At 68.1% G+C, this 13,978-nt stretch carries 15 protein-coding genes; 9 read left to right on the top strand and 6 right to left on the bottom strand.

Going from position 1 to position 13,978, the window contains the following annotated elements; all coding sequences use genetic code 11:
- Window positions 1-20: 20 nt before the first annotated feature.
- Window positions 21-1,448, bottom strand: coding sequence for a MocR-like pyridoxine biosynthesis transcription factor PdxR (gene pdxR, locus ACYVD7_RS10695; protein ID WP_460762807.1), 1,428 nt, complete (start codon window positions 1,446-1,448; stop codon window positions 21-23).
- Window positions 1,449-1,712: 264 nt separating this feature from the next.
- Here pdxR and ACYVD7_RS10690 point away from each other — a divergent pair, with 264 nt between their 5' ends.
- From ACYVD7_RS10690 to ACYVD7_RS10680, 3 genes are all read left to right on the top strand, one after another.
- Window positions 1,713-2,207 carry a hypothetical protein gene (locus tag ACYVD7_RS10690; protein ID WP_460762805.1) on the top strand — a complete coding sequence of 165 codons (495 nt, stop codon included), beginning with the start codon at window positions 1,713-1,715 and terminating at the stop codon, window positions 2,205-2,207.
- A 32-nt stretch (window positions 2,208-2,239) separates the two neighbouring features.
- Window positions 2,240-2,737 carry a hypothetical protein gene (locus ACYVD7_RS10685; RefSeq protein WP_460762802.1) on the top strand — a complete coding sequence of 166 codons (498 nt, stop codon included), beginning with the start codon at window positions 2,240-2,242 and terminating at the stop codon, window positions 2,735-2,737.
- A 197-nt stretch (window positions 2,738-2,934) separates the two neighbouring features.
- The gene (locus ACYVD7_RS10680) at window positions 2,935-3,849 is read left to right on the top strand and encodes a helix-turn-helix transcriptional regulator (protein ID WP_460762799.1); all 915 of its coding nucleotides are present in this window, start codon (window positions 2,935-2,937) and stop codon (window positions 3,847-3,849) included.
- A 45-nt stretch (window positions 3,850-3,894) separates the two neighbouring features.
- Here the strand turns inward: ACYVD7_RS10680 and ACYVD7_RS10675 are convergent, their stop codons facing one another.
- The 3 genes from ACYVD7_RS10675 to ACYVD7_RS10665 are packed head-to-tail and all read right to left on the bottom strand — an operon-like array spanning window position 3,895 to window position 6,417.
- Entirely contained in the window at window positions 3,895-4,641 is a 747-nt protein-coding gene (locus tag ACYVD7_RS10675; protein ID WP_460762796.1) for a hypothetical protein, read from the bottom strand.
- Window positions 4,642-4,669: 28 nt separating this feature from the next.
- Window positions 4,670-6,118: an NAD(P)(+) transhydrogenase (Re/Si-specific) subunit beta gene (locus ACYVD7_RS10670; RefSeq protein WP_460762793.1), complete on the bottom strand. Its 1,449-nt coding sequence runs from the start codon at window positions 6,116-6,118 to the stop codon at window positions 4,670-4,672.
- Window positions 6,115-6,417: an NAD(P) transhydrogenase subunit alpha part 2 gene (locus tag ACYVD7_RS10665; protein ID WP_460762789.1), complete on the bottom strand. Its 303-nt coding sequence runs from the start codon at window positions 6,415-6,417 to the stop codon at window positions 6,115-6,117. The genes ACYVD7_RS10670 and ACYVD7_RS10665 overlap by 4 nt, the downstream gene beginning before the upstream one ends.
- A 161-nt stretch (window positions 6,418-6,578) precedes the next feature.
- On the opposite strand from ACYVD7_RS10665, the gene ACYVD7_RS10660 reads away from it, so the two are divergent.
- The 4 genes from ACYVD7_RS10660 to ACYVD7_RS10645 are packed head-to-tail and all read left to right on the top strand — an operon-like array spanning window position 6,579 to window position 8,508.
- Window positions 6,579-6,962 carry a hypothetical protein gene (locus tag ACYVD7_RS10660; RefSeq protein WP_460762786.1) on the top strand — a complete coding sequence of 128 codons (384 nt, stop codon included), beginning with the start codon at window positions 6,579-6,581 and terminating at the stop codon, window positions 6,960-6,962.
- A 12-nt stretch (window positions 6,963-6,974) separates the two neighbouring features.
- Window positions 6,975-7,565 (top strand): RNA polymerase sigma factor, encoded by a 591-nt coding sequence (locus ACYVD7_RS10655; RefSeq protein ID WP_460762783.1) that lies wholly within the window; start codon window positions 6,975-6,977, stop codon window positions 7,563-7,565.
- Entirely contained in the window at window positions 7,562-8,089 is a 528-nt protein-coding gene (locus tag ACYVD7_RS10650; protein WP_460762780.1) for a hypothetical protein, read from the top strand. The genes ACYVD7_RS10655 and ACYVD7_RS10650 overlap by 4 nt, the downstream gene beginning before the upstream one ends.
- Entirely contained in the window at window positions 8,086-8,508 is a 423-nt protein-coding gene (locus ACYVD7_RS10645) for a DUF3106 domain-containing protein (protein ID WP_460762777.1), read from the top strand. The genes ACYVD7_RS10650 and ACYVD7_RS10645 overlap by 4 nt, the downstream gene beginning before the upstream one ends.
- A gap of 295 nt (window positions 8,509-8,803) precedes the next feature.
- Here ACYVD7_RS10645 and ACYVD7_RS10640 read toward each other — a convergent pair whose 3' ends face one another.
- Window positions 8,804-9,913 (bottom strand): NAD(P) transhydrogenase subunit alpha, encoded by a 1,110-nt coding sequence (locus ACYVD7_RS10640; RefSeq protein ID WP_460762774.1) that lies wholly within the window; start codon window positions 9,911-9,913, stop codon window positions 8,804-8,806.
- Window positions 9,914-10,099: 186 nt separating this feature from the next.
- The gene (locus tag ACYVD7_RS10635; RefSeq protein ID WP_460762771.1) at window positions 10,100-12,259 is read right to left on the bottom strand and encodes a DUF1631 family protein; all 2,160 of its coding nucleotides are present in this window, start codon (window positions 12,257-12,259) and stop codon (window positions 10,100-10,102) included.
- A 124-nt stretch (window positions 12,260-12,383) separates the two neighbouring features.
- On the opposite strand from ACYVD7_RS10635, the gene ACYVD7_RS10630 reads away from it, so the two are divergent.
- The gene (locus tag ACYVD7_RS10630; protein ID WP_460762768.1) at window positions 12,384-12,971 is read left to right on the top strand and encodes a nitroreductase family protein; all 588 of its coding nucleotides are present in this window, start codon (window positions 12,384-12,386) and stop codon (window positions 12,969-12,971) included.
- 84 nt (window positions 12,972-13,055) lie between these two features.
- Window positions 13,056-13,964 (top strand): 5'-3' exonuclease, encoded by a 909-nt coding sequence (locus ACYVD7_RS10625; RefSeq protein WP_460762766.1) that lies wholly within the window; start codon window positions 13,056-13,058, stop codon window positions 13,962-13,964.
- The last annotated feature ends 14 nt before the right edge of the window (window positions 13,965-13,978 follow it).

The following is a 13,978-nucleotide window of genomic DNA, read 5'->3' as shown; positions in this document are numbered from 1 at the left end:
TCGTCCGCGTTGCAGGAACATCAGACCGCGCGCAAGGCGTCGCCGAACCGCTCCATCGCCACCGCTATTTCCTTCGGCGACAGTCCCGCATACCCGATCAGCAGGCCGACCCGGGGCGGCGCATGCAGGTAGCACGGACCGATGGCGTGCAGGCCGACGCCGCGCTCGCTCGCCGCCTTCGCCAGGTTGTTCAGTCGCGCTTCGTCGAAGCCGCGCAACCACGCGACCACGTGCATGCCGGCCTGGGAGTCGCGCACGTCGACCGTATCGCCGGCGTGCCTGCGCAACCCCTCCAGCAACGCTGCGCGCCGTGCCCGCAGCGTGTGCGCCGCGTGGCGCAGGTGGCGGTCGAAACCACGGTTGTCGATGAACTGCGCCAGCGCGCGTTGTTCGATGGCGGGACAGCCGAACGTGGACAGCAGCTTGGCGGCGCGGAAAGGCGCACGCAGCGCGCGCGGCAGCACCATGTACCCCATGCGCAACGCGGGGAACAGGGCCTTGGAGAACGTGCCGATATAGAGCGTGCGGTCGTGCGCATCGAGCGATCGCAACGCGGCCAGCGGCGCGCCGCCATAGCGGAATTCGCCGTCGTAATCGTCCTCGAGGATCCACGCGTCGTTGTCGCGCGCATAGCGCAGCAGCGCCAGACGTCGCGGCAATGACAGCACGCTGCCGAGCGGAAACTGGTGCGACGGCGTCACGCAGACCAGTCGCGGCGGCGGCGAAGGCATCTGCTCGCAGACCAGCCCCTCATCGTCCACCGGCACCGGCACGACCTGCGCGCCGTGCGTGGTGAAGATGCGCCAGAGCACCGGATAGTGCGGTTCCTCCAGTGCGACGCGTTCACCGTTGTCCAGCAGTACGCGCGCGCTGAGCGAGATGGCTTCCTGGGTGCCGGCCACGATCAGCACGTCGTCGGGCTCGGCCTGCACGCCGCGCCGACGCGCCAGGTAGTCGCAGACCGCACGACGCAGTTCCGGCAGGCCGGCCGGATCGGGATAGTCCGGGCTGGCGTACTCGGCAGCACGGGCGAGTTCGCGTCGCCACGCCGTGGTCAACGCGGGATTGGTGAGCGGCAAGCCGTACTGCAGGTTGAACGGAAGCGCGCGGTACTCGCCCACCGCCATGGGGCGCGGAAGGATGCTGACCAGGCGCTGCGCATAGGCGGACAGATGGACGGGCGCATGGGCTTCGACGCGCGGTTGCGGACGCGTCTCGATCGACGCGACGAAGCTGCCCGAACCGACCTTGCCCAGCAGGAAACCTTCGGCCGCCAGTTCCTCGTAGCTGGCCAGCACCGTATTGCGCGACAGCCCCAGCTCGGCCGCGAGTACGCGGGTGGCGGGCAACCGGTCGCCGCTGTGCAACCGACCGTCGAGGATCGCCGCCTTGAGCGCCCGGGTCAGTTGCGTCTGCAGCGAACCGCGACCATCAAGGGTGAGGAACATGCGCCATCCCCTGCGGGTGTGCCGCCTGGACATTCAAGCCTTCGTGCGGCAAATCACCGGCTGCCAGGATGCCGCGCGCCATGAATGGCTCCATCCATTTCACCGTCATGACCACATCGAGGGGGCCACTCTCGCGAGGCCGCCCGCCAGCGTCAAGCGCTGGAACGGGCAATTGGCTCCCTCTTCCGACATGGAATTGGCCCTCCCGGCGAGACCGGCCCTGCACCGACCATCGGTGACCCGCCGCATCCTGGAACGTCCGCCATGTCGCAACCCATGCCACTCGCCGGGCGCCGCGTAACCCCACCCTGGCAATACGTGCTCATGGGTGGCCTTGCCCTGGGCACGTTCGACCTGATCTTCGCCTGCTCATTCTGGGGCGCGTTGTTCGACGTGCCCCCGATCCGCATCCTGCAGTCCATCGCCGCCGGCGTGCAGGGCGACGCCGCGAGGCAAGGCGGCATCCCAAGCGCCGTGCTCGGCGCGGCGTGCCATTACTTCATCGCCACGGTGATGGTGGCCACGTATTACCTTGCCAGCGGTCGGTGGACCGCACTGGTCGCGCAGCCGCTGCGCCATGGCCTCGCCTATGGCGCTTGGCTGTACGTGGCGATGACCTGGATAGTCGTGCCGCTGTCCAATGCACCGCAGCCAAGCAAAACCTACCTGCCGTGGACCGTCGCCAGCATCCTCATGCATCTGGTCTTCGGCATGATGTGCGCGTGGTTCGCGCGCGCCGCGCGGCGGGTCAGAAGCTAGACACATCCAACGCCCGCGCCAGGAGATCCCGAGTGGTCACTTCCACCGCAAATGCCCTGTCCTCGCCCCGCGGCAACGCGTGGCACTGGATCCTCGTCGGCGGCGTCGTGCTCGCAACGCTGGACCTGTGCTACGTACTGCCGTTCTCCCTGCTCACCCGCGACATCCCGCCGATCCGCGTCCTGCAGTACATCGCGTCCGGCGCACTGGGCAAGGCCTCCTTCGATGGCGGTTGGGGCACGGCGGCGCTGGGCGTCGGCTTCCACTATTTCATTGCCACGCTTTACGTGTTCGCCTACTACCTGGCGAGCGGGCGCCTTCGCGCATTGCTGCAACGGCCGTTGCCCACCGGCATCGCCTACGGCCTGCTGATATGGCTGGTCATGAACTATGTGGTGCTGCCGCTGTCGCTCGTCCAGTCCTCCGCCAAGCCCTACCTGCCAGCGGTGGTCACCAATTTCGCGATGCACCTGGTGTTTGGCGTGATCTGCGTGTGGGCGGCGCGGAAGGCGCATCGCGCCGACAGTTGATCATCCAGGGCGCCTGCTGATGCTGCGGCGACCACTCGAGCTTCAACGCGACTTGCGCGGACAGTGCTCGCACCCAGCCATTGTTGGCGCATGGTCGAACGTCCGGATTGGCTCCATCAAATCCACCGGAACTGGCGCTGCCCGGCGACCACCGGTCGTCCTAGCCTGTCCTTGCCCATCAAGTGCAAGGAGCCTGCGTGATCATCGAGCGCCACCTTCTGCGCGTCGCCCAGACACTGGATCTCACCGGCGCGGCCAGTGATCGCCTGCACCTGCTGGAGGCGCAAGGCCGCGGTGCGGAGGCACGCGTTCCCCACGGCTGGTTGTCGCTGTGGCTGCCACTGCGTGGCGACATGGCATTCGAAGCCACGCCCAGCCTCTGGCAGGCGGCACCACGGCAGCTCCTGGTGTCGCGCGAGGCGCTGCGTGGTGGATCTCGCCGGATCAATACCTGGCTGGCGCTGGCGGGTTCCTTCGCCGCATGGAACACGTGGTTGCACGAGTTGCCAGAGCCGGTCCAAGCCAACGAGATCCTTGCGCGGCAGTGGTCGTGTCCACGGGCGCTGCAACGCCACTTCGTCCAGCTCGCACGCGCGCTGCGTTCGCCAGGCGATGGCGCCTGGTTGCGCGCAGCCGCGGAATCGCTTTGCGCCACCCTGCTCGACAGCCAGCGCGAACTGCAACCGCTGGTCGACCGCTGCAACGGACGTTCGGCGCAACGCCGGCGCCTGACCCTGCAGCGGCTGTTGCGCGTACACCAGATGATCGAACGCGACGGCGAAGGCCGCATGGACCTGGCGCAGCTCGCGGCCGGTGCGAACTATTCACCGTGGCACCTGATCCGCATGTATCGCGACGTCTTCGGCGAAACGCCGCACGAACATGCCGCGCGCCTGCGCCTGTCACGCGCCTGGCAACTGGTGCGTGGCAGTGCGATGCCGGTGTGCGAGATTACCGAGGCGCTCGGCTTCGAAAGCCAGAGTGCGTTCTGTCGTGCGTTCAAGAACGCCTATGGACTGACGACCACCCAGGTGCGGCACCAGCCCCCGGTGCGGATGACGTCGCGCCCGAAACCCGGGCGCACGCGAAAGCCTTCGGTGCTGACAGCCTGATCGGTGGACAACGGACTGCGCGGCCATACCGGCGCGGCCGTGACGTCAGCGGGAATTCCTGGGAAGCGTCTCCGGACGCAGGCCATCCCAACTCCGCGCGGACTGGATGCACAACGGCTGGTTGGCCGGTAGGCGGCGCCAGGTGACGCGCTGGGCACCGGCGTCCCGATTCCCGCTCCCGCTGGTGTCCTTCACCTTCCGGGCCAGGTAGTCGACGCTCACTTCGCGCGTGGCCAGCGTCGCGCGGTCCGTTTCGCCGTAGTCGTAACCGACCAGGCGGAAGCAGTTGTCCTGGTAGCGGAACGTGTACGTGGTTCGGGACGTTGTGCGTGTCCCGGCACCGCCAAAGCCGATGGTGAGCGCGAAGCCGCGTTCGGTCGCAGTCAGCCCGCCGGCCCCGAGGGGATCGGAGGCCGTCGGCGAGCCCTCGTCCGGAATCAGGCTGTCGTCGCTGAAGGACAGCGCATAACCACCGCGCTCCGCATCGGCCAGCGCGGCCGCGAGCAGGCGCGGATTGGCCACGGCCTCGGGTTCGCTCGATCCGTCGCCTGGCGATGCCTTGGCGGGAGCGGACTGTCGCAACAGGAGCAGGACGTCCTCCTGGCCGTCGCGATTGAAGTCGCGACGCTCGCTCCTTTCGACCGTCCAGCCGGACGGCACGAAACCTTCCGGCGTCGCGGCATGCGCCGGCAGTTGCGGTTCGTGCATGTATGGAATGTCATCCGCGTGCGCCGGCAGCGCAACCGCCACCATCACCAGCATCGCGACCAGCCACTGCCGCTCCCTGTGCATGCAATTCCCCCTGGCAAGTCGCACGTCGTCAGTGCCCGCCGCCGTCCAGCGCCTTGAGCTCGCTGACCAGCGCCGCCACCATGCCCGCGCCGTCGCCAAACAGCATCCGCGTGTTGTCGGCGTAGAACAGCGCATTCTCGATGCCTGCAAAGCCGGTGCCCTTGCCGCGCTTGATCACGATGGTGTTCTTCGAATTCACGACATCGAGGATCGGCATGCCGTAGATCGGAGAGGCCGGATCGGTCTTGGCCACCGGATTCACCACGTCGTTCGCACCGATCACCAGCGACACATCGGTGTTGGCGAATTCCGGATTGATGTCGTCCATGTCGGTGATCAGGTCGTAGGGCACGCCGGCCTCGGCCAGCAGCACGTTCATGTGGCCGGGCATGCGTCCCGCAACGGGATGGATGGCGAACTTCACCTTCACCCCGCGATCCATCAGCTTCTGGGTCAGCTCCCACACCTTGTGCTGCGCCTGGGCGACGGCCAGACCGTAGCCGGGCACGATCACGACGCGCTCGGCGTACGCCATCATCGCGGCGACGTCACCGGCTTCGATCGGCTTCTGCGAGCCACCGATCTCCTGCATCTGCCCGCCACCACCGAAGTTGGAGAACAGCACGCCGCTGATCGGACGGTTCATCGCCTTCGCCATCAGCTGCGTGAGCAGCGTACCGGCTGCGCCGACCATGGTGCCGGCGATGATCAGGGCCTGGTTGCCCAGCACGAAACCTTCCAGCGCCACCGCAAGGCCGGTCATGGCGTTGTAGAGCGAGATCACCACCGGCATGTCGGCGCCGCCGATCGGCAACGTCATCAGCACGCCCAGCGCCAGCGCAGCGACGAAGAACGCGATCACGAACGGCACGCCGAGCGAATGCACCACGATGCCGCCCAGCACCACCGCGGCGATCGCCACGCCGGCATTGAACACCTGCTGGCCGGGGAAGGTGTAACGCTTGTCCATGCGGCCATCGAGCTTGGCCCACGCGATCACCGAACCCGACAACGACACCGCGCCGATCAGCGCGCCGACCACGGCCAGCACCAGCGTGATCGTGGAAGGCTGGGTGACCTCACCCACCTGCTCCTGCACGCGTTCCACCGCGGCACCGGCCGGCGCCAGCGCGGAATACTTCAGCAGTTCCACCGCGCCGATCGCCGCCGCCGAACCACCGCCCATGCCGTTGTACAGCGCCACCATCTGCGGCATGTCGGTGATCGCGACTTTCTTGCCCGACACCCATGCCATCGCGGTGCCGATCACCAGCGCGGTGACGATCAACACCATGTTGTGCAGGCCAGGCAAAAGGAACGTGGCGACCGTAGCAATCACCATGCCCAGTCCGGCCCAGCGGATGCCGCTGCGCGCGGTAATCGGCGAGGCCATGCGCTGCAGGCCGAGCAGGAACAGCGTCGCGGCAACGAAATAGCTGCCCGCGGCGATCCAGGACGCGAAGCTGGCGAAGTTCATGCCTTGCCCCCGCTCTGCTTCTGGGAGGGCTTGAACATCTCAAGCATGCGTTCGGTCACCACGTAGCCGCCGGCGGCATTGCCCGCGCCCAGCAGCACGGCGAGGAAACCGATGACCTTCTCCAGCGTGGTGTCGGCGTGGCCGAGCACCACCATCGCACCGATCAGCACGATGCCGTGGATGAAGTTGGAACCCGACATCAGCGGCGTGTGCAGGATCACCGGCACTCGCGAGATGATCACGTGGCCGGCGATCCCCGCCAGCATGAAGATGTACAGCGCTACCAGACCGTCCGTCATTGTCCCGAGCCCAGGGTGATGTCCTCCCCATCATAACGATCCCTGAATGCAACCGGGACCGTGTCAACGCGCCGCCGGGTCGCGCGTTTCCACTCCTGCAGGCCGCCACGGGCGCATCCGCGCCAGGCCTGCCCGAGGAGGCGCAGATGAAGGCAATGCACATGAAGGCTTGGCATAAGCATTTCTGGTTGGGCATGGCGCTGGGCGTGGGCTTGCTGGCGAGCGCCGCCGCAAGCGCCAACGACCGGGGCGATCGCGTGAACCATCGTCTCGACCGCAGGGGTGATCGCATCGAGCACCGCCTCGACCGACGCGGGGACCGCATCGACCATCGCCTCGATCGACGCGCCGCTGCCGCGGAGCGCCACGGCCACGAGCGGCGCGCGCAACGCCTCGACCGCCGCGGCGATCGCATCGATGCCCGGCTGGACCGCCGCGGTGCACGCGCGGACGCGCGCTGGGACCGTCGCGGCGACCGCTTCGAGCGTCGCTGGGATCGCCGGCACGATCGCTACGAGCAACGCCGCCACAGTCGCCTGCGCTGAGCCTGACGGCGCATGCTTGGGCCCATGGCGATCGAGGTCGATGACAAGGTGCAACCGCATCGCGCCGCGCCAGTGGCGGACGCGGGCGCGGCGACGCTCGAGGCATTCCTCGCGGGCATCCGCGCGCGTGCCTTCCGCTTTGCCGAACTCGCCCTGCGCCACCGCGAAGACGCCCTCGACGTCGTGCAGGACGCCATGGCCCGGATGCTCGACTACCGCGAGCGTCCGGCCGCGGAATGGACGCCACTGTTCTGGAGCATCCTGCGCAGCCGCGTCGTCGACACGCAGCGGCGCGGGCTGTTCCGGCTGCGCTGGCTGGCACCGCAGGCGGACGTCGGCGACATCGACTGGAGCGACACCCACGCCGTCGCGCGCGATCCCGATCCGCAGCGGCACCACGACGGACGCGAAGCCTGGCGACGCATCGGCGCAGCGATGCGCGCGCTGCCCCGTCGCCAGCGCGAGGCCTTCAGCCTGCGCGTGCTGGAGGAACTGGACGTTGCAACCACTGCACGCGTCATGGGCTGCAGCGAGGGCGCGGTGAAGACCCACCTATCGCGGGCACGCGAGGCACTGCAGGAACAGTTGGAGGATTTCCGGTGAACGGCAACCATCACGACCACGATCACGACATCCCGAATCGGGACGTCCCCAATCGCGACCTCCAAAGTCGCGGCTTCCAAAGTCGCGACAGCCGGAATCTGTCGAGCACGGACATCGCAGGCGATGCCTTCGACGCACGGATCCGCGCGCACCACGCGCAGGCATTGGCATCGGTACCGCAACGCACGCTGCTGCAGCTGCGACCGCGCGATGCCGCGCGACAACCACGCCACATGCGCGCCTGGTCGCTGGCCGCGACGGGCGCGGTCGGCGCGATCGCGGTAGGCCTGTTGTGGCAGCGCCCGGACGATGCCACGCCGACGGCACCCGCAGCACCCGTCATTGCCTCCGCTGCGACCGCTCCAGCCGTGCCTGCAACCGCATCCCCGGGCCTGGCGACCGACACGGCGACCGAGGGCGACGACATCGACGATCCCTACGCCGCCCTCGACGAATCCCCCGACCTTTACCTGTGGCTGGCCTCAAGCGACGCCAGCGAGCTAGCCGATGGAGTAGCACCATGAACATCCCTTGCCGCTTCCTGTTGCCGGCGCTGCTCTGCGCGACGCCGGCGTTCGCGCAACAGCCTTCGGCCACGCCAGCGCGCAGTTTCCCTGCGTGGGAGCAGTTGAGCGCCGCCGAGCGCAATCTGCTGGTCGCCCCGGTGCGCGAGCGCTGGAACGCGAATCCGGCCGCGCGCGCACGGATGCTTGAACACGCGCGTCGCTGGCAGCTCATGACACCCGACCAGCGCCAGAAAGCGCACCGTGGCGCCAAGCGCTGGGAACGCATGAATCCCGAACAGCGCGAACACATGCGCGCCCTGTTCGCGAAGATGCGGACGATGACGCCCGAACAGCGTCGCGCCCTTCGCGAGCAATGGCGCGCCATGACCCCCGAACAGAAAGATGCGTGGATGCAGCGCAACGCGCCGAAGAACTAGTCGCACCGCGGATGGCTGGGACGGGAATTCGCCACACCCCGAACAACACGTCCCGACGTAGGGCGGGCCTTGGCCCGTCTTCCGATCCAACGAACCACAGTGTCCGCTCGCTGGGAGCGCAACTTGTGCGAGAGCGGCGGGCCAAGGCCCGCCCTACGACTCAGGACAAGTCTTGCCTCTGTCATTCCGAATGCACTCGGCGAAACAGCAGATCCTTCGCTGCGCCCGGGACGATATTTGAGTTGTTAGACCGCCCCTGATCGACAACCGCGACCACCGGGCGCTGCGATGCGTCCTAGGCGACGGCGCCTGCAGCGTCCTCGCGGCGCGGCCACACCGTCTTCGCCAGCAGCTCGTCATTCCAGTCGAACGCGATCGCGCCGTCCTTCACGAACAGGCTGGCGAAGTTGAACAGGTTGCGTGCGTACATTTCGCTCGCATGCACCGCGCCCATGCTGGCCAGGTTGAGCGGACCGGCGATGGCGACGCCGTTGTCGCTGTCGAAGGTTTCGCCGGGCCGGGTAAGCTCGCAGTTGCCACCGGTTTCCGCGGCCAGGTCGACGATTGCGCTCCCCGGCTTCATGCCGGCCACCATCGCGGCGGTGATGATCTTCGGCGCCGGGCGACCGGGCACGGCAGCGGTGCACACGATCACGTCAACCGTCTTGAGGTGCTCGGCCAGACGCTGCTGCTGCAGCGCGCGCTCTTCCTCGGTGAGCTGGCGCGCATAGCCACCTTCGCCTGCGGCGCTGACGCCCAGATCGAGGAACTTTCCGCCGAGCGATTCGATCTGCTCACGCGTCTCCGGACGCACGTCGAAGCCTTCCACCTGCGCGCCCAGGCGCTTGGCCGTCGCCACCGCCTGCAGGCCGGCCACGCCGGCACCGACGATCAGCACCTTCGACGGGCGGATCGTGCCGGCAGCCGTGGTCAGCATCGGGAAGAAGCGCGGCGCCAGCTGCGCCGCGATCAACGTCGCTTTGTAGCCGGCCATGCCGGCCTGCGAGCTGAGGATGTCCATCGCCTGCGCGCGGGTGGTGCGCGGCAGCCGCTCCAGCGGGAAGACGACCAGCGCGCGTGCCTTGATGGCGTCGCCACGCGCGACATCGGCTTCTGGCGCGATCATCCCGACGACGGCAGCGCCCTGCTTGAGCTGCGACAGCGTCGCGGCACTGGGCGGTGCGACGCACAACACCAGGTCGGCATCGGCGAGGACGTTCTCGGCCAGTTGTGCGCCGGCGGCCTCATAGGCGGCATCGGTGAAACCGGCCGTCAGCCCCGCGCCGCGCTGCACGCGCACCTGTGCGCCGAGTGCGACGAGCTTCTTGCAGGTTTCCGGCGTGGCGGCGACACGACGTTCGCCGGGCGCGGTCTCGCGCGCGATTGCCACGGTGACAGCTGCCATGCCCGCTCCCGCTGATCGATGAATGCGGGCATCGTAGCGAATGCATCGACGTGGCGCGATGGCCGGCTGCACGCCGGGCTGTCATCGCTCATGACCAGAACGACTGAGCAAAGAAAACGGCGCATGCGTGGTGCATGCGCCGTTCTGTCATTCGCGTGGCCGCGACCTGAGGTCGCGACCGCTGCCTCAGGCGGCTTTCAGGCGCTCGCGCAGGGTGCGCATGGCTTCATCGGTCGGTGCGCGTTCGGCCCCCACCTGCAGGCGACCGGCGCCGGCGAGCGATGCGAGTTCGGCAGAGGACGCCACCAGCACGCGCAGGCCACGACGGTTGACCAGCAGGAAGCGACCGGTGAGCGGGCTGATCCAAGCCACTTTCACCGCCACCGACTGGCCACTGGGATCGAGCAGGCGCAACCACTCGCCCGGCAGCAGGCGGCGCATGCGCGCGGCGACTTCCGGATCGTGCTTCACGCTGTCGGTGCCGCCGACCAGCCACAGGGCAGCCTCGTCGGCGCCGTTTTCCTCGTCCATCACCGGTGCGGGCAAGGCCTGCAGGTTGCGCGGCACGTCCGGCAGCGCCAGTGCGCGCACCAGTTCTGCCAAGCCCTGGCGCGCCACGTCCTCGTCCATGCCGGAGCTGGAGAGACACGAGGCGATCGAGGACTCCAGCGCCAGCAGGCGATCGGCAAGCTGGCGACCGTCACGGCCGGTGCGCGCGATGCGGTCGGCATCGAGCAGGGCATCGCCGAGGGCGAGGGTTTCCGTATGCGTCGGCGAACCCGCACCGTCGCGCAGCAGCGTCTGCACCAGGTGGTGGCGCCACGGACGCGCGAGGAAGTCGCCCACCGGGCCGGTCACCGGCTCGTTGAACAGGTAATGCAATACGTTGTCCGCCTGCGTGCGGGCTTCCTGCAGGCGCTCGCGGCCGAAGGTGGCCTTGGCGGCGCGCGATTCCTGCAACTCGACGCGACGGCGGTGCTGCTCAAGCAGCGATTCCAGCTCGGCATGCGCCAGGTTGAAGATGGCGACGTCTTCGTTGTAGTCGGCGACGATGCGCTGCGAGATCGCGGCACAGCGTTCGATCAGCTCGCGATCCTGCGGCGTCGCCGCGGAATTGCCTTCGCAGGCTTCGGTGATCGCGTCCAGCAGGCGCCGCGCGGGATGCTCGCGCTGCACGAATAGTCCGCCGTCCTTCAGTGCGACCTTCGTGTACGGCAGCACCAGGCGGCCGTACAGGCGACGCGCGTGGTCGAGCAGCGCGTAGCTGTCGAACAGCGATTCGAACAGCAGGCCGACCAGGTCGATGGCGTCGTCCTGCTCGGGGCTCATGCGGGTCTGTTCCGGGCTGTGGCCCAGGCGACGACCGCCTTCGACGAGGTGGAAACGGATGGTCTGCGCCAGCTTGCCCTTCGGACCCTGTTCGGCGAGTGCACGCACGAACACGTCCGGCGATTCGGGCTGCAGCAGCGAGGCCACGCTGACGACTTCCTCGACGCGCAGTTCGCGGCGGGGCAGTGCGTTGTTGGCGGCGGCCTGCGCCTGCCCGGGCAACTGCTGGCGCCAGGCGCGCAGTTGCGCACGCAGTTCGGCCAGCTCCGCGGCGGAAGCGGGATCGATCCCGGCCTGCATGCGCTGGCGGGTCGGGACGAGTTCGGGTTCGTCACCACGCCGGGTGACCTGGATGTTGGGCAGCGGTTGCGGTGTGGCCGGCTGTGCCCGCGCGGGACCCTGGCCATAGCCCGACGCCACCAGCAGCATGTTGACGCGGCTGTAGAGGTCGCCCAGGACGCGGGTGAGTTCCTGCTCGTAAGAGCGGAACATCAGCGGCTGCAGGTCGTGCGGCATCTGCGCGTCGCGGAAGGTCTCGATGAAAGCGCCCGCCAGGCGCGATGCGCCGATCGGGTTGGAACCGGGCGCGATCTGCAACGACGAGGACAGCTTGTCGAGGCGCTGGTTCATGACTTCCAGCGCGACGGAGTAACGGGACTCGATCGCCTCGGCGAGCTGCTGGCCGGCGAGATGGAAGGCCAGCTGGTTCTCGGCCACCAGCGCCAGCGGCAGGTCGCCGCGGTTGCGGATGCGCAGCGAACGGAAATCGTCGAAGCCCTGCGCGATCTGCTGGCGGTAGCGCATCACGTAGACGGAGCCCTGCTGGCGCAGCTTCACCAGCGCCTGCTGCTCGATGTGCCGCGGCTGGCCGCGCAGGGAGGACTCATGCAACGCCGCATCGACCGGTGCGAACAGGCCGTTGGGCACCGAGCCCAGCAATTCGACCGACAACCGCTTGATTTCCTCAAGCACGCGAGCCGGATCAGTACGCGATGCGCCTGGAATCTGATTGAACACGGGTTCCACCTATCCCCTTGAAACGAATGACGTCATGGGACGCCATACGACACTACTGGTCACTCTGCGGCAGCATAGTGGCACCATGGCGCCATGCTCTCCCCTTTCTCACTATCTGTGATCCATGTCTCATTCTCATTTTGACCCCTTCGGACTGGCGGTGCTGGACGGCCGCCGATCGGTCCCGTCCAAGCAACTCACAGATCCAGCCCCCGAAGCGGACACCCTGCTCCGCCTGCTCCAGTCGGCCGTCCGCGTCCCGGACCATGGCAAGCGCACGCCCTGGCGGTTCCTTTCCATCCGCGGGGAGACCCGGCACCAGCTGGGCGAGCGCCTGGCCGCCCGGGGGATCGAACGCGACCCCACCGCCGGCCAGGCAGCCGTCGAGAAAGACCGCCTGCGCTTCTCCCACGCACCCTTGGTGGTGACGGTAATCGCGCAACTCGGCCCGGACGAGAAGATCCCGGCGCAGGAGCGCCTGCTCAGCGCCGGGTGCGTCTGCTTCGCCCTGCTACAAGCGGCGCAGGCGGCCGGCTTCGGGGCGCAGTGGCTCACCGGCTGGCCGGCTTACGATGCACACGTGGCACAGTGGCTGGGACTGGGGCCGGAAGAACATATCGTCGGCTTCATCCATATCGGCACGCCGAAGCTGGATGCACCGGAGCGCGAGCGCCCCGACGCCGCCGACCTGCTCAGCGAACTGGCACTGTAGGCGGGCCAAGGCCCGCNCCCCGGCGTTCCCGGGCCGCAACTACTCCAGCCACAGACGGCGGGCCAAGGCCCGCCCTACCCACGAATGACCCAGCCCACGCTCTACCTCGTCGACGCCAGCATGTATGTCTTCCGTGCCTGGCATTCGATGCCGGCCGAATTCACCGATGCCGACGGCTGGCCGGCCAACGCGGTGCATGGCTTCGCGCGCTTCCTGCTGGAGCTGCTGGACCGCACGCGTCCGCAGCACATCGTCATCGCTTTCGACGAAGCGCTCGATTCGTGCTTCCGCAACGCGCTGTATCCCGCCTACAAGGCGAACCGCGACGCCGCACCGGACGAACTCAAGCGCCAGTTCGCCCATTGCAAGGCGCTGTGCATCGCGCTGGGACTGCCGGTGCTGGCGGACGAGCAGTATGAAGCCGACGACCTCATCGGCAGCGCCTTGGTGCGGCAGCGCGCGCACGGCTTCCGCGGCGTGATCGTGTCCGCCGACAAGGACCTGTCGCAGCTTCTGCAGGCACGCGATGAGCAATGGGATTACGCCCGCGACCAGCGCTGGGACGCGGAAGGCGTGAAGGAGCGCCACGGCGTGCATGCGCACCAGGTCGCCGACTACCTCGCGCTGACCGGCGATGCCGTCGACAACATTCCCGGCGTGCCCGGCGTTGGCGCCAAGACGGCGGCGGCGTTGCTGGCGCACTTCGGTTCGCTCGACGCCCTGCTCGCACGCGTGGAGGAAGTCCCCTTCCTGCGGGTGCGCGGCGCGGCCGGAATCGCGGCGAAGCTGCGCGAGAATCGCGAACAGGCGCTGCTGTGGCGGCAGCTCACCACCATCGCCCTCGACGCGCCGCTCGTCGACGGGCCGGACCAGTTCGGTCGCGGCGATGCCGACGCCGCGATGCTCGCCACGCTGTGCGAAGCAATGCGCTTCGGCCCGATGACGCGGCGCCGGCTGCACACAGCGGCCGGGCTGGAATACGCGACGACGTAGGGCGGGTTTTTAAC

Source organism: Lysobacter fragariae, assembly GCF_054779775.1.
This window is presented reverse-complemented; position numbering and strand designations above follow the sequence as displayed.